10 protein-coding genes and 1 pseudogene are annotated in these 15,812 nt (G+C 66.2%); 3 read left to right on the forward strand and 8 right to left on the reverse strand.

Translation table 11 applies throughout. The annotated features are described in order from the left end of the window. The first annotated feature begins 99 nt into the window (after positions 1–99). Together ABZ624_RS26620 and ABZ624_RS26625 are read left to right on the forward strand one after the other, a co-directional pair. A complete protein-coding gene (locus ABZ624_RS26620; protein ID WP_360093871.1) occupies positions 100–591 on the forward strand; it encodes an ATP-binding protein in 492 nt (163 codons plus the stop codon). Between the two features lie 411 nt (positions 592–1,002). Beyond that, positions 1,003–1,284, forward strand: a pseudogene (locus tag ABZ624_RS26625) (Uma2 family endonuclease); the annotation flags it as partial. Positions 1,285–1,363: 79 nt separating this feature from the next. On the opposite strand, the gene tuf reads toward ABZ624_RS26625, so the two are convergent. The 4 genes from tuf to rpsL all read right to left on the reverse strand — a co-directional run bounded on the left by tuf (position 1,364) and on the right by rpsL (position 5,723). Further along, a complete protein-coding gene (tuf, locus tag ABZ624_RS26630) occupies positions 1,364–2,557 on the reverse strand; it encodes an elongation factor Tu (RefSeq protein ID WP_360093874.1) in 1,194 nt (397 codons plus the stop codon). A 155-nt stretch (positions 2,558–2,712) separates the two neighbouring features. Beyond that, a complete protein-coding gene (gene fusA / locus ABZ624_RS26635) occupies positions 2,713–4,839 on the reverse strand; it encodes an elongation factor G (RefSeq protein WP_360093877.1) in 2,127 nt (708 codons plus the stop codon). Between the two features lie 39 nt (positions 4,840–4,878). Continuing rightward, on the reverse strand, positions 4,879–5,349 hold the full coding sequence (gene rpsG, locus ABZ624_RS26640) for a 30S ribosomal protein S7 (protein ID WP_003992340.1): 471 nt from the start codon (positions 5,347–5,349) through the stop codon (positions 4,879–4,881). A 2-nt stretch (positions 5,350–5,351) separates the two neighbouring features. After that, positions 5,352–5,723 carry a 30S ribosomal protein S12 gene (gene rpsL / locus ABZ624_RS26645; RefSeq protein WP_003948652.1) on the reverse strand — a complete coding sequence of 124 codons (372 nt, stop codon included), beginning with the start codon at positions 5,721–5,723 and terminating at the stop codon, positions 5,352–5,354. Between the two features lie 313 nt (positions 5,724–6,036). Here rpsL and ABZ624_RS26650 point away from each other — a divergent pair, with 313 nt between their 5' ends. After that, positions 6,037–6,483: a cold shock domain-containing protein gene (locus ABZ624_RS26650; RefSeq protein ID WP_360093880.1), complete on the forward strand. Its 447-nt coding sequence runs from the start codon at positions 6,037–6,039 to the stop codon at positions 6,481–6,483. A 78-nt stretch (positions 6,484–6,561) separates the two neighbouring features. Here ABZ624_RS26650 and ABZ624_RS26655 read toward each other — a convergent pair whose 3' ends face one another. The 4 genes from ABZ624_RS26655 to rplJ form a co-directional block, all read right to left on the reverse strand. Continuing rightward, positions 6,562–10,461: a DNA-directed RNA polymerase subunit beta' gene (locus ABZ624_RS26655; RefSeq protein WP_360093883.1), complete on the reverse strand. Its 3,900-nt coding sequence runs from the start codon at positions 10,459–10,461 to the stop codon at positions 6,562–6,564. Between the two features lie 97 nt (positions 10,462–10,558). Beyond that, the gene (gene rpoB, locus ABZ624_RS26660; protein ID WP_360093886.1) at positions 10,559–14,044 is read right to left on the reverse strand and encodes a DNA-directed RNA polymerase subunit beta; all 3,486 of its coding nucleotides are present in this window, start codon (positions 14,042–14,044) and stop codon (positions 10,559–10,561) included. Positions 14,045–14,635: 591 nt separating this feature from the next. After that, entirely contained in the window at positions 14,636–15,025 is a 390-nt protein-coding gene (gene rplL / locus ABZ624_RS26665; RefSeq protein WP_360093889.1) for a 50S ribosomal protein L7/L12, read from the reverse strand. Positions 15,026–15,136: 111 nt separating this feature from the next. After that, entirely contained in the window at positions 15,137–15,667 is a 531-nt protein-coding gene (gene rplJ, locus ABZ624_RS26670) for a 50S ribosomal protein L10 (RefSeq protein WP_030641169.1), read from the reverse strand. Between the last annotated feature and the right edge of the window lie 145 nt (positions 15,668–15,812).

Below are 15,812 nucleotides of genomic sequence, written 5' to 3' on the forward strand. Positions count from 1 at the left end.
CCGAGACAGCCGGGACAGCCGAGACAAAGCGGGGACAGTCACCGTACGTAGAAGCGTTGTCACTCCCCTAAGAAAGCAGGTTCCGCCACGCTCAGTGACATGAATCAAGAGATGGCTGCCCCTGAAAACCAACTCAGCAGCAACATCCCCAACTTCAGCGTCCGCCTGTCTCCCACACCACGCGGCGCCCGTCTCGCCCGCCTGCTCACCGAACAGCAACTCCGCAGCTGGGGGCTTCCGTTGGAGAAGGCGACGCAGATCGTCGCCGAGCTGGCTGCCAACGCCGCCACCCACGGCCGTGTCCCCGGCCGTGACTTCCAGTTGCTGCTCTACGTCGTCGGCGACACACTCCGCATCGAGATCACCGACACGCGCAGTGACCGCCTGCCCCGGCTCCAACCCCCGGTCTCGGACGGCGAATCGGGCCGCGGACTGGTCCTCGTCGAAGCCCTCGCCGACCGCTGGGGCGTCACCCATGGACGGCATCCGCGCAAGACCGTCTGGGCCGAGGTCACCTTCCCCGCACCGGTAGCCGGTGGGCCGTGCTCCGGTGCCATGGGCGGCCCTTCCCAAGGAAGAAATCGAGGATGAAAGAACCCCACCAAACCCCACCCCTCCCGCCGGCGACGCAAACTCACCCCTGGCGTGCCCCCGTACGCCCAGTCCCGCGTTGCCGCCAACAAGCACCCGAACCGGCGGCGACCCGCATCGCCGCCGCCCTGCGCGAGCTGGGGCCCCCGGTTACCCGCGCCGCGAAAGGTCCGCGTCCCCGGCGGCCGTATCGTCACCCGCGCCGTCTCCTGCAACCAGCCGGGCCGACACCGCGACTCGTCCGCAGCACCACCGACCCAGGCCCCGGCTCGCCGCGCGGCCACCGCCCCGCAGCAGAAGCCCGCACGCCGCGCAGCCCTCCCCGCCGTGCCGAAGCCCGCGTGCCCCTCCCCCGCCCTGCTCCAGGCGGCCACCGACGTCCTCGCCAGCCTGCGCCGCACGGACCCCCGCCGGCGTCTGGAGAGGGTGATGCCGGACGAGCTGCTGGCCCACAACGGCACACCCGATGTGGAGGACGAGCCCGAGGGCATCATGCGGCACCCCGACGTCATGGTCATCGCCTGGACCGATCTCAACGTCGAAGGCTCCATCGACCCGCATACGGTCGCCGCCGCCATCGAGGTCGTCTCCCGCTCCAGCCCGGAGAACGACTGGGCGGGCAAACTGCGCGACTACCCCCTGATCGGCATCCCGGTCTACGCGGTCTTCGACCCCCGCACCGACACCGGCGCCGCAAAGCGAAGAGGCCCGTACGACCGGAGTCGTACGGGCCTCCTCTCAGGTCAATCAGTGACCTTCAAGCAAGCGGAACTTACTTGACGATCTTGGTGACCTGGCCGGCGCCCACGGTGCGGCCACCCTCACGGATGGCGAACTTCAGGCCCTCTTCCATGGCGACCGGCTGGATCAGCTGGACGGACATCTCGGTGTTGTCGCCCGGCATGACCATCTCGGTGCCCTCGGGGAGGGTCACAACGCCCGTCACGTCCGTCGTACGGAAGTAGAACTGCGGACGGTAGTTGTTGAAGAACGGCGTGTGGCGGCCACCCTCGTCCTTGGACAGGATGTAGGCCTGGGCCTCGAACTCGGTGTGCGGGGTGACCGAACCCGGCTTGATGATGACCTGGCCGCGCTCGACGTCCTCGCGCTTGATGCCGCGGAGGAGCAGACCGACGTTCTCACCGGCCTGGCCCTCGTCGAGCAGCTTGCGGAACATCTCGATACCGGTGACCGTGGTGGTGGTCTTCTCGGTCTTGATGCCGATGATGTCGACGGTCTCGTTGACCTTCAGGACACCACGCTCGATACGGCCGGTGACGACCGTACCGCGACCGGTGATCGTGAAGACGTCCTCGATCGGCATGAGGAACGGCTTGTCGACGTCGCGCTCCGGCTGCGGGATCGACTCGTCGACGGCGTTCATCAGGTTGAGGACGGAGTCCACCCACTCCTTCTCGCCCTCCAGCGCCTTCAGCGCGGAGACGCGGACGACCGGCAGGTCGTCGCCCGGGAACTCGTACTCGGAGAGGAGCTCACGGACCTCGAGCTCGACGAGCTCCATGATCTCCTCGTCGTCCACCATGTCGGCCTTGTTCAGGGCGACGACGATGTACGGAACGCCGACCTGGCGGGCCAGGAGCACGTGCTCCTTGGTCTGCGGCATCGGGCCGTCGGTCGCGGCGACCACCAGGATCGCGCCGTCCATCTGGGCGGCACCGGTGATCATGTTCTTGATGTAGTCCGCGTGACCGGGGCAGTCGACGTGGGCGTAGTGACGCGCCTCGGTCTGGTACTCGACGTGCGCGATGGAGATGGTGATACCGCGCTGACGCTCCTCGGGCGCCTTGTCGATGTTGTCGAACGGGGTGGCCTCGTTCAGGTCCGGGTACGCGTCGTGCAGCACCTTGGTAATGGCGGCCGTGAGGGTCGTCTTACCGTGGTCGATGTGACCGATGGTGCCGATGTTGACGTGCGGCTTAGTCCGCTCGAACTTCGCCTTCGCCACTGGGGTCCTCCTGTGGAGTGGTTCTGTACGCCTTACTTCATCGGCGCCAGGTGATCTTTGCTGGGAAGCCCGGAACCCGGGGCATTCATCCAGGATTGCGGCTGAATGCCCCTTGAGGCTCCGGAGTCAAGCCTAAAGCGTGTGAACGCGGTGCGTTACTCGCCCTTGGCCTTCGCGATGATCTCCTCGGCGACGTTCCGCGGAACCTCGGCGTAGGAGTCGAACTGCATCGAGTAGCTTGCGCGACCCGACGTCTTGCTGCGGAGGTCGCCGACGTAGCCGAACATCTCCGACAGGGGCACGAGGCCCTTCACGACGCGGGCACCAGCCCGCTCCTCCATGGCCTGGATCTGGCCACGGCGGGAGTTGATGTCGCCGATGACCTCGCCCATGTAGTCCTCGGGCGTGGTGACCTCGACGGCCATCATCGGCTCAAGAAGCACGGGGCTGGCCTTGCGCGCGGCCTCCTTGAAGGCCTGCGAACCGGCGATCTTGAAGGCGAGCTCGGAGGAGTCGACCTCGTGGTAGCCACCGTCGATCAGGATGACGCGCACGCCGGTCATCTCGTAACCGGCGAGGATGCCGAACTGCATGGCCTCCTGCGCACCGGCGTCGACCGAAGGGATGTACTCCTTCGGGATACGACCACCGGTCACCTTGTTCACGAACTCGTACGAGGCGTCGCCGCCCTCGATGGGCTCGATCGCGATCTGCACCTTGGCGAACTGACCGGTACCACCGGTCTGCTTCTTGTGGGTGTAGTCGACGCGCTCGACGGCCTTGCGGATCGTCTCGCGGTAGGCCACCTGCGGCTTGCCGACGTTGGCCTCGACCTTGAACTCACGGCGCATACGGTCGACCAGCACCTCGAGGTGCAGCTCGCCCATGCCACCGATGATGGTCTGGCCGGTCTCCTCGTCCGAGTGGACCTGGAAGGACGGGTCCTCCTCGGCCAGACGCTGGATCGCGACGCCGAGCTTCTCCTGGTCGCCCTTCGACTTGGGCTCGATGGCGACCTGGATGACCGGCGCCGGGAAGTCCATGGACTCCAGGATGACCGGGTTCTTGTCGTCGGACAGCGTCTCACCGGTGGTGGTCTGCTTCAGGCCCATGACGGCGACGATGTCGCCGGCGCCCACCGACTCGATCTCCTCACGCTTGTTGGCGTGCATGCGGTAGATCTTGCCGATGCGCTCCTTCTTGCCCTTGACGGAGTTCAGCACCGAAGAGCCGGACTCCAGGCGGCCCGAGTAAACCCGGACGAAGGTGAGCTTGCCGAGGTGCGGGTCGCTCATGATCTTGAACGCCAGCGCCGACAGCGGCTCGTCGTCGGACGGCTTGCGCTTGATGACCGTCTCCGGGTCCTTGACGTCGTGGCCCTCGATGGCCTCGATGTCGACCGGGGACGGCAGGTAGCGCACGACCGCGTCGAGCAGGGGCTGGACGCCCTTGTTCTTGAACGCGGTGCCACAGAACACCGGGGTGACCGTGGTGCCGGTGCCCTTGCCGGACGCGATGGTGATACGACGGACCGCGGCGTACAGCTGCTCCTCGGTGGGCTCCGTGCCCTCCAGGTACAGCTCCATGATCTCTTCGTCGTTCTCGGCCACGGCCTCGACCAGCTTGCCGCGGTACTCCTCGGCAGCCTCGGTGTGGGTGTCCGGGATGTCGACGACGTCGTACATCTCGCCCTTGGTGGCCTCGGCGGACCACACGAGCGCCTTCATGCGGACCAGGTCCACGACGCCCTTGAAGTCGGCCTCGGCACCGATCGGCAGCTGCATGACGATCGGCTGCGCGCCCAGGCGGTCGCTGATCATGTCGACACAGCGGTGGAACTCGGCACCGGTACGGTCGAGCTTGTTGACGAAGCAGATACGCGGAACGCCGTAGCGGTCCGCCTGACGCCACACCGTCTCGGACTGGGGCTCAACGCCGGCGACGCCGTCGAACACCGTCACGGCACCGTCGAGCACGCGCAGGGAGCGCTCCACCTCGACGGTGAAGTCGACGTGACCCGGGGTGTCGATGATGTTGATGGTGTGGTCGACGTCTTCCAGCGGCCAGTGACAGGTGGTGGCAGCAGAGGTGATCGTGATGCCACGCTCCTGCTCCTGCTCCATCCAGTCCATGGTGGCAGCGCCGTCGTGGACCTCACCGATCTTGTAAGACACACCGGTGTAGAACAGGATCCGCTCGGTGGTGGTCGTCTTGCCCGCGTCGATGTGGGCCATGATGCCGATGTTGCGCACCTTGGCCAGGTCAAGTGAAGTGGTAGCCATAAGGCTTCAGTCTTCTCTCGGTCTCGATGTGGGTAGCGACTACCAGCGGTAGTGCGCGAAGGCCTTGTTGGACTCGGCCATCTTGTGGGTGTCCTCGCGCTTCTTCACGGCCGCACCGAGGCCGTTCGAGGCGTCGAGAAGCTCGTTGAGGAGACGCTCGGTCATGGTCTTCTCGCGACGGGCGCGGGAGTAACCGACCAGCCAGCGCAGCGCCAGGGTGTTGGCACGGCCGGGCTTGACCTCGATCGGAACCTGGTACGTCGCACCACCGACACGGCGGGACTTGACCTCGAGGGTCGGCTTGATGTTCTCCAGCGCGCGCTTCAGCGTGATGATCGGGTCGTTGCCCGTCTTCTCACGCAGACCCTCCATGGCGCCGTAGACGATGCGCTCGGCGGTGGAGCGCTTGCCGTTCAGCAGCACCTTGTTGATGAGCGACGTCACCAGAGGAGAACCGTAGACCGGGTCAATGATGACCGGGCGCTTCGGGGCGGGGCCCTTACGAGGCATTCTTACTTCTCCTTCTTGGCGCCGTAGCGGGAACGGGCCTGCTTGCGGTTCTTGACACCCTGGGTGTCGAGGGAGCCACGGATGATCTTGTAGCGAACACCCGGCAGGTCCTTCACACGGCCGCCGCGCACGAGCACGATGGAGTGCTCCTGCAGGTTGTGTCCCTCACCCGGAATGTAAGCAGTGACCTCGATCCCGCTGGTCAGACGCACACGCGCGACCTTACGCAGGGCCGAGTTCGGCTTCTTCGGGGTGGTCGTGAACACACGCGTGCAGACGCCACGACGCTGAGGGGAACCCTCGAGTGCGGGCGTCTTGTTCTTTTCGACCTTGTCCTGCCGGCCCTTACGGACCAGCTGCTGGATCGTAGGCACTACTTCTCCGGTTTCTGTGTGCCGATGGGTACAGCTAACCTGGAACTTCGCCGACCCACGCGGTCGGGTGTGTCGTATCCCGCAGACTCTCGCCGCAAGGCGAGAAGGGCGCAGATTACGGTGGCCGCTCGCGGCTCGCCATGCGGTTTGAAGGCACGCACGAGAGCCAGGGCACACCCCAGGCACAAGGTCTGAGCGTACCTACCTCATCCAGCTGGGTCAAAACGAATGGGCTGGGCGCGAAGAACATCCGGGCTAGGATCCACCGCAGATGTCCGGGCAAGGGGCCCGAGAAGGCTGTGATGGGGTTCAGATGGCTGTCGGTAAGGTTCTTCGGTTCGACGGGGTGCGGGGCTACGGGTTCATCGCTCCCGAGCACGGCGGCGAGGACGTCTTCCTGCACGCGAACGATCTGCTGATACCGGAGTCCTCCCTGCGGTCCGGGACGTGGGTCGAGTTCGAGATCGAGGAAGGCGACCGCGGCCCCAAGGCGTCTTCCGTCCGGCTCGCCGACCGGGCGCAGCCGCCCCTGACGCCTCCGCCGGCGCGGCTCCAGGTGCCGCCGTCCGTGCAGGCCTTCACCGCCCAGCTGGACGACGGGGAAGACCCCACGTGCGATGTGCTCAGCGTCGCGGAGTACAGCTTCGAGGTGACCGAACTCCTGCTGACCTCGGCCCCCTGGCTGACCGGGGAACAGATCACGCAGCTTCGCCGGCAGCTGGTGCAGCTCAGCAAGAGCCACGGCTGGGTCGAGGGCTGACACTTCCATCACGCGCACGAACGCCGAAGGGCGGCCACCCCCCACGGGGAGTGGCCGCCCTTCGGCGCATGCTGCCGCTTACTGGTTGTACGGACCGTAGTCGTAGTCCTCCAGCGGAACGGCCTGGCCGGAGCCGGTGCCGAACGGCGAGTAGTCGATGTCGTCGTAGCCGACGGCCGAGTACATCGCGGCCTTGGCCTCCTCGGTCGGCTCGACCCGGATGTTGCGGTAGCGGGACAGGCCCGTACCGGCCGGGATGAGCTTACCGATGATGACGTTCTCCTTGAGGCCGATGAGGCTGTCGGACTTGGCGTTGATCGCCGCATCCGTCAGGACTCGGGTCGTCTCCTGGAAGGAGGCGGCCGACAGCCAGGACTCCGTCGCCAGCGAGGCCTTGGTGATACCCATCAGCTGCGGACGACCGGAGGCCGGGTGACCGCCCTCCTGGACCACACGACGGTTCTCGGTCTCGAACTTCGAGCGCTCGACCAGCTCGCCGGGCAGCAGCTCGGCGTCGCCGGACTCGATGATCGTCACACGGCGCAGCATCTGCCGGATGATGATCTCGATGTGCTTGTCGTGGATCGACACACCCTGCGAGTTGTAGACCTTCTGGACCTCGCCGACCAGGTGGACCTGGACGGCACGCTGGCCCAGGATGCGCAGCACGTCGTGCGGGTTGGTGGCACCCACGGTGAGCTGCTGGCCCACCTCGACGTGCTCGCCCTCGCTGACCAGGACCTTGGCACGCTTCGAGATCGGGTACGCCGTCTCGTCGCTGCCGTCGTCCGGGGTGACGACGAGCTTCTTGGTCTTCTCGGTCTCCTCGATACGCACGCGGCCGGAGGCCTCGGAGATCGGGGCGACACCCTTCGGGGTACGGGCCTCGAAGAGCTCGACGACACGCGGCAGACCCTGGGTGATGTCGTCACCGGCCACACCACCGGTGTGGAAGGTACGCATCGTCAGCTGGGTACCGGGCTCACCGATGGACTGGGCGGCGATGATGCCGACCGCCTCACCGATGTCGACCAGCTTGCCGGTGGCCAGCGAACGGCCGTAGCACATCGCGCAGGTGCCGACGGCGGACTCACAGGTCAGGACCGAGCGGGTCTTGACCTCCGCGACGTTGTTCTTGACCAGCTCGTCGATGAGCACGTCGCCCAGGTCGGTACCGGCCGGGGCCAGCACCTTGCCGTCGACCACGATGTCCTCGGCGAGGCAGCGCGCGTACACGGACGTCTCGACGTCGTCCGCCTTGCGCAGCACGCCGTCCGCGCCGACCTCCGCGATGTGGAGCTTGAGACCGCGCTCGGTGCCGCAGTCCTCCTCGCGGATGATGACGTCCTGGGAGACGTCGACCAGACGACGGGTGAGGTAACCCGAGTCGGCGGTACGCAGGGCGGTGTCCGCCAGACCCTTACGGGCACCGTGCGTGGAGATGAAGTACTCCAGCACGGACAGGCCCTCACGGAACGAGGCCTTGATCGGACGCGGGATCGTCTCGTTCTTCGCGTTCGACACCAGACCACGCATACCGGCAATCTGACGCATCTGCATCATGTTGCCTCGCGCACCCGAGTTGACCATCATCGAGACCGGGTTGGTCTTCGGGAAGTTCGCGTTCATGGCCTCGGCGACCTCGTTGGTCGCCTTGGTCCAGATCGCGATGAGCTCCTGCGTGCGCTCTTCCTTGGTGATCAGACCGCGCTCGTACTGCTTCTGGACCTTCTCGTCCTGCGCCTCGTAGCCCTTGACGATCTCCTTCTTCGCGTCGGGAACGACGACGTCGGAGATGGCGACGGTGACACCGGAACGGGTGGCCCAGTAGAAGCCGGAAGCCTTCAGGTTGTCGAGCGTCGCCGCCACGATGACCTTCGGGTAGCGCTCGGCGAGGTCGTTGACGATCTCGGAGAGCTGCTTCTTGCCGACCTCGTAGTCGACGAACGGGTAGTCCTCGGGCAGCAGCTCGTTGAAGAGCGCGCGGCCCAGCGTGGTGTTCAGCCGGAAGCTGTCACCCTGCTGCCACTCCGGCTCGCCCTCCTCGCGGGCCGGCGGGGTCCAGCCGCGCGGCGGGATGGTGCCCACCGGGAAGCGGATGTCCACGCGCGACTGCAGCGAGAGCTCGCCGGCGTCGAACGCCATGATCGCCTCGGCCACGGACGCGAACGAGCGGCCCTCGCCCTTGACGTCACGCATCTCGCCGTCGGTGGTGAGGAAGAACAGACCGAGGACCATGTCCTGGGTCGGCATCGTCACCGGACGGCCGTCGGCCGGCTTGAGGATGTTGTTCGAGGACAGCATCAGGATGCGGGCCTCGGCCTGCGCCTCCGCGGACAGCGGCAGGTGCACGGCCATCTGGTCACCGTCGAAGTCCGCGTTGAACGCGGTGCAGACGAGCGGGTGGATCTGGATGGCCTTGCCCTCGACCAGCTGCGGCTCGAAGGCCTGGATACCGAGGCGGTGCAGGGTGGGAGCACGGTTCAGCAGAACCGGGTGCTCGGCGATGACCTCTTCGAGGACGTCGTACACGACCGTACGGCCGCGCTCCACCATGCGCTTGGCGCTCTTAATGTTCTGCGCGTGGTTCAGGTCGACCAGGCGCTTCATCACGAACGGCTTGAAGAGTTCCAGCGCCATGGCCTTGGGCAGACCGCACTGGTGCAGCTTCAGCTGCGGACCGACGACGATGACGGAACGCGCCGAGTAGTCGACACGCTTGCCGAGCAGGTTCTGACGGAAGCGACCCTGCTTGCCCTTCAGCATGTCGCTGAGGGACTTCAGCGGGCGGTTGCCGGGGCCCGTCACCGGGCGACCGCGGCGGCCGTTGTCGAAGAGTGCGTCGACGGCCTCCTGGAGCATGCGCTTCTCGTTGTTCACGATGATCTCGGGCGCACCGAGGTCGAGAAGCCGCTTCAGGCGGTTGTTGCGGTTGATGACACGGCGGTACAGGTCGTTCAGGTCGGAGGTCGCGAAGCGGCCACCGTCCAGCTGCACCATCGGACGCAGGTCCGGCGGGATGACCGGGACGCAGTCCAGGACCATGCCCTTGGGGCTGTTGGACGTCTGCAGGAACGCGGAGACGACCTTCAGCCGCTTGAGGGCACGGGTCTTCTTCTGGCCCTTGCCGGTGCGGATGATCTCGCGGAGACGCTCGGCCTCCTCCTCGAGGTCGAAGGACTCCAGGCGCTTCTGCAGCGCCGCGGCACCCATCGAGCCGTCGAAGTACGTGCCGAAGCGGTCACGCAGCTCGCGGTAGAGCAGCTCGTCGCCCTCGAGGTCCTGGACCTTGAGGTTCTTGAACCGGGTCCACACCTCGTCGAGGCGGTCGATCTCGCGCTGCGCACGGTCGCGCAGCTGCTTCATCTCGCGCTCGGCACCCTCGCGCACCTTGCGGCGCACGTCGGCCTTGGCGCCCTCGGCCTCCAGCTCGGCCAGGTCGGTCTCGAGCTTCTTGGCGCGGGCCTCCAGGTCGGCGTCCCGGCGGTTCTCGATCTGCTGGCGCTCGACCGAGACGTGCGCCTCCAGGGAGGGCAGGTCGCGGGTACGGCGCTCCTCGTCGACGTACGTGATCATGTACGCGGCGAAGTAGATGACCTTCTCGAGGTCCTTCGGCGCCAGGTCCAGCAGGTAGCCGAGGCGCGACGGGACACCCTTGAAGTACCAGATGTGCGTGACGGGCGCGGCCAGCTCGATGTGGCCCATCCGCTCACGGCGCACCTTGGCGCGCGTGACCTCGACGCCACAGCGCTCGCAGATGATGCCCTTGAAGCGGACGCGCTTGTACTTGCCGCAGTAGCACTCCCAGTCCCGGGTCGGACCGAAGATCTTCTCGCAGAAGAGTCCGTCCTTTTCGGGCTTCAGGGTGCGGTAGTTGATGGTCTCGGGCTTCTTGACCTCGCCGTGGCTCCACTGACGGATGTCGTCAGCGGTGGCCAGGCCGATCCGGAGCTCGTCGAAGAAGTTGACGTCGAGCACTATGCGTCAATCCCTCTCAGGGTCGAAAGTCTGTGGTCTGAAACGGGGGCCTGGGGGTCGGCGGGGCCCTGTGGGTGAGGGCCCCGCCGGACTCCCGTCAGACCTCTTCGACGCTGCTCGGCTCGCGCCGGGACAGGTCGATACCGAGCTCCTCCGCAGCGCGGAAGACGTCCTCGTCGGTGTCACGCATCTCGATGGACATACCGTCGCTGGACAGCACCTCCACGTTCAGGCAGAGCGACTGCATCTCCTTGATGAGCACCTTGAAGGACTCGGGGATGCCGGGCTCGGGGATGTTCTCGCCCTTGACGATGGCCTCGTAGACCTTCACGCGGCCGGTGACGTCGTCGGACTTGATGGTCAGCAGCTCCTGGAGGGCGTACGCGGCGCCGTAGGCCTCGAGGGCCCACACCTCCATCTCACCGAAGCGCTGGCCACCGAACTGCGCCTTACCACCCAGCGGCTGCTGGGTGATCATCGAGTACGGACCGGTCGAGCGGGCGTGCAGCTTGTCGTCGACCAGGTGGTGCAGCTTCAGGATGTACATGTAGCCGACCGAGATCGGGTCCGGGAACGGCTCACCGCTACGGCCGTCGAACAGCCGCGCCTTGCCGGACGGAAGCACCATGCGCTCGCCGTCGCGGTTCGGGATGGTGTGCTGCAGCAGACCCGCCAGCTCGTCCTCACGGGCACCGTCGAAGACCGGGGTCGCGACGTTGGTGCGCGGGGCGACCTGGTCGGCGCCGATGGCCTGCAGGCGCTGGGCCCACTCGTCCGCGAGGCCGGAGACGTCCCAGCCGCGGCTGGCGAGCCAGCCGAGGTGGATCTCCAGGACCTGTCCCGGGTTCATTCGGGACGGCACACCCAGCGGGTTGAGGATGATGTCGACCGGAGTTCCGTCCTCGAGGAACGGCATGTCCTCGATGGGAAGGATCTTCGAGATGACACCCTTGTTGCCGTGACGGCCGGCGAGCTTGTCACCGTCGGTGATCTTGCGCTTCTGGGCGACGTAGACGCGGACCAGCTGGTTCACGCCCGGCGGCAGCTCGTCGCCCTCCTCGCGGTCGAAGACGCGCACACCGATGACCTTGCCGGTCTCGCCGTGCGGCACCTTCAGCGAGGTGTCACGGACCTCACGGGCCTTCTCACCGAAGATCGCGCGCAGCAGGCGCTCCTCCGGGGTCAGCTCCGTCTCACCCTTCGGGGTCACCTTGCCGACGAGGATGTCGCCGGCGATGACCTCGGCACCGATGCGGATGATGCCGCGCTCGTCGAGGTCGGCGAGGACCTCCTCGGAGACGTTCGGGATGTCCCGGGTGATCTCCTCGGGGCCGAGCTTGGTATCACGGGCGTCGACCTCGTGCTCCTCGATGTGGATCGAGGAGAGGACGTCGTCCTGCACGAGGCGCTGCGACAGGATGATCGCGTCCTCGTAGTTGTGACCCTCCCACGGCATGAACGCCACGAGCAGGTTCTTGCCCAGGGCCATCTCGCCGTTCTGGGTGGCCGGGCCGTCGGCGAGGACCTGGCCCTCGATGACACGGTCGCCCTCGTTGACGACGACCTTCTGGTTGACCGAGGTGCCCTGGTTGGACCGGGAGAACTTGTGCAGGCGGTACGTGATGTACGTGCCGTCGTCGTTGGCGGTGGTGATGTAGTCCGCGGAGACCTCCTGGACCACACCGTCCTTCTCGGCCTTGACCACGTCGCCGGCGTCGACCGCGGAGCGGTACTCCATGCCGGTGCCGACGAGCGGGGCCTCGGACTTAATCAGCGGCACGGCCTGACGCATCATGTTCGCGCCCATGAGGGCACGGTTGGCGTCGTCGTGCTCGAGGAAGGGGATCATGGCGGTCGCGACCGACACCATCTGGCGCGGCGAGACGTCCATGTAGTCCACGTCCTCGCCGCCGACGTAGTCGACCTCGCCGCCACGGCGGCGGACCAGCACGCGGGCCTCGGCGAACCGCATCTCGTCGGTCAGCGGCGCGTTGGCCTGCGCGATGACGAAGCGGTCCTCCTCGTCGGCGGTCAGGTAGTCGACCTCGTCGGTGACCTGGCCCTCGACGACCTTGCGGTACGGCGTCTCGATGAAACCGAACGCGTTGACCCGGCCGTAGGAGGCGAGCGAGCCGATCAGACCGATGTTCGGGCCTTCCGGCGTCTCGATCGGGCACATGCGGCCGTAGTGCGAGGGGTGCACGTCACGGACCTCGAAGCCGGCCCGCTCACGGGAGAGACCACCCGGGCCGAGGGCGTTCAGACGACGCTTGTGCGTCAGCCCCGACAGCGGGTTGTTCTGGTCCATGAACTGGGACAGCTGCGAGGTACCGAAGAACTCCTTGATCGACGCCACGACCGGGCGGATGTTGATCAGGGTCTGCGGCGTGATCGCCTCGACGTCCTGCGTGGTCATGCGCTCACGCACGACACGCTCCATACGGGCGAGACCCGTACGGACCTGGTTCTGGATCAGCTCGCCGACGCTGCGGATACGACGGTTGCCGAAGTGGTCGATGTCGTCGGTCTCGACCATGATCGAGCGGCCGGACTCGCCGAGCGTCTCGGTCTCGCCGGCGTGCAGCTTCACCAGGTACTTGATGGTGGCGATGATGTCGTCGGTGGTGAGCACACCGGCGTCCAGCGGCTCGTCCGCACCGAGCTTCTTGTTCACCTTGTAGCGGCCGACCTTGGCGAGGTCGTAGCGCTTGGGGTTGAAGTAGAGGTTCTCCAGCAGCGTCTGCGCGGCCTCACGCGTGGGGGGCTCGCCCGGACGCAGCTTGCGGTAGATGTCGAGCAGCGCGTCGTCCTGGCCCTGGGTGTGGTCCTTCTCCAGGGTGGCGCGCATGGACTCGTACTCGCCGAACTCCTCGAGGATCTGCTCGGTCGTCCAGCCGAGCGCCTTGAGCAGCACGGTGACCGACTGCTTGCGCTTGCGGTCGATGCGGACACCGACCATGTCACGCTTGTCGATCTCCATCTCCAGCCAGGCACCCCGGGACGGGATGATCTTGGCGGAGAAGATGTCCTTGTCGGACGTCTTGTCGATGCTGGAGTCGAAGTAGACACCGGGGGAACGGACCAGCTGAGACACAACGACACGCTCGGTGCCGTTGATGACGAAGGTGCCCTTGTTCGTCATGAGCGGGAAGTCGCCCATGAAGACCGTCTGGGACTTGATCTCACCGGTCTCGTTGTTGGTGAACTCGGCGGTGACGAAGAGCGGGGCGGCGTACGTGAAGTCGCGCTCCTTGCACTCGTCGATGGAGTTCTTCGGCGGCTCGAAGCGGTGGTCCCGGAACGTCAGGGACATCGACCCGGAGAAGTCCTCGATCGGGGAGATCTCCTCGAAGATCTCCTCCAGACCGGACTTGGTGGGGACGTCCTGACCGTTCTCCAGAGCCTCCTCGACCCGACTCTGCCAAGCGGTGTTGCCGAGCAGCCAGTCGAAGCTCTCGGTCTGCAGCGCGAGCAGGTTCGGAACCTCGAGAGGCTCCTTGATCTTTGCAAAGGAAATGCGCAGCGGGGCGGTGCTGGCGCCGTTGTTCGTATTCGCGGTCGAGGCGTTGCGCGAGGCGGCCAAGAGGGGGTCCTTCCGAGGGCTCGGACTCACTACGCGCGTACCGGCCCCTCTCCCGTACACAGAGACAGAAACCCCAGGTCAAGGTGGCTTCGGTCATCAGTGCTCGAGTGAGGGCAGACCCCTGGTGACGGGCAGGGGACAGCTAACAGGCAGCGCAAAGGGTCAGTGTAGCCACTTGGCACACTGATGTCCAGTGCGGGTTTGTCGAGACCCTCGCTGTGCTCACCGCTCTTGTCAACGCCCTCGGCATGCCTGCCCTCAACGCACGTTGATACTGCCCTCTTCGCCGTCGATCCATGCCTCGGATTCGGATCCTTGTGACGACGCGTCCTGAGAATTGCGCGCTGCGTGCGGTTCGTCAAGGCCCCTCAGTCCAAACGAGACTGGCCGGAGACACGACGAAGATCACCATACCCCTCGCCGTCGCGAGTGCAAGGCAACCCAGGTCGCTCCCCCGGATACGCCGAAGAGCGACCACCCGGATGGATGATCGCTCTTCGGTGCGTTCGCGTTACAGCCCTGCGGGGCACTTTTCAGAGTGCTACGGGGCTGCGCTCAGCGCGCGTCCGAGTCCTGGGGACCCGAGAGGTCTTACTTGACCTCGACGGAGGCGCCGGCGCCCTTGAGGGCCTCGGCGGCCTTGTCGGCGGCTTCCTTGTTGACCTTCTCGAGGACCGGCTTCGGGGTGCCGTCGACGAGGTCCTTGGCCTCCTTCAGACCCAGGGAGGTCAGCTCACGCACGACCTTGATGACCTGGATCTTCTTCTCGCCGGCGCCGGTGAGGATGACGTCGAACTCGTCCTTCTCCTCCTCGGCCTCGGCGGCAGCGCCACCGGCGACACCGCCGGCCATGACGACCGGGGCGGCAGCGGCAGCGGTGACGTCGAACTTGTCCTCGAAGGCCTTCACGAACTCGGAGAGCTCGATGAGGGTCATCTCCTCGAACTGGGCAAGCAGCTCGTCCTGGGTGAGCTTCGCCATGATGGCGGGTCCTTCCACTAAATCGGCAGGTGCCGGATGTACTGGGTAAGGCGGGCGTACGTCGGCCCGCTGCGACCCGCGCCGTTGGTGCGGGTCAGAAAGCGAGCCGAATTACTCGGCACCGCCCTGCTCGGCCTGCTTGGCGCGCAGCGCGTCCACGGTGCGGACGAGCTTCGACGGCAGCGCCTGGAAGACGGAGGCAGCCTGGGACTGCTTCGCCTTGAAGGCACCGGCCAGCTTGCTGAGCAGAACCTCGCGGGACTCGAGGTCCGCAAGCTTCTTGATCTCGTCGGCGGACAGCGCCTTGCCGTCAAGGACACCGCCCTTGATGACGAGATTCGGGTTGTCCTTGGCGAAGTCACGCAGACCCTTCGCCGACTCCACCGGGTCACCGGTGACGAAGGCGACGGCCGTCGGACCAGCGAAGAGCTGGTCGTCCAGCGTGATCCCGGCCTCGTTGGCCGCAATCTTGGTCAGCGTGTTCTTCACCACGGCGTACTGGGCGTTCTCACCGAGCGACCGGCGCAGCGTCTTGAGCTGCGCCACGGTGAGACCGCGGTACTCGGTCAGCACGGCGGCGTTGGAGCTGCGGAACTTGTCCGTCAGCTCCGCAACCGCGGCAGCCTTGTCGGGCCTCGCCATAGAGCCTCGGCCTCCTTCCGGGTGATTCGGACCGCGCGGACCCGAAGGAGGACTGGGGAAAACGAAACGCCCCGGCGCAGGTGCACGGGGCGGACTCGACCGGCGCACACGCGCTCTGCGCGCGCACTCCCGGGAGTTCTTCCAC

The organism is Streptomyces sp. NPDC007205 (assembly GCF_040634095.1).
GTDB lineage: Bacteria > Actinomycetota > Actinomycetes > Streptomycetales > Streptomycetaceae > Streptomyces.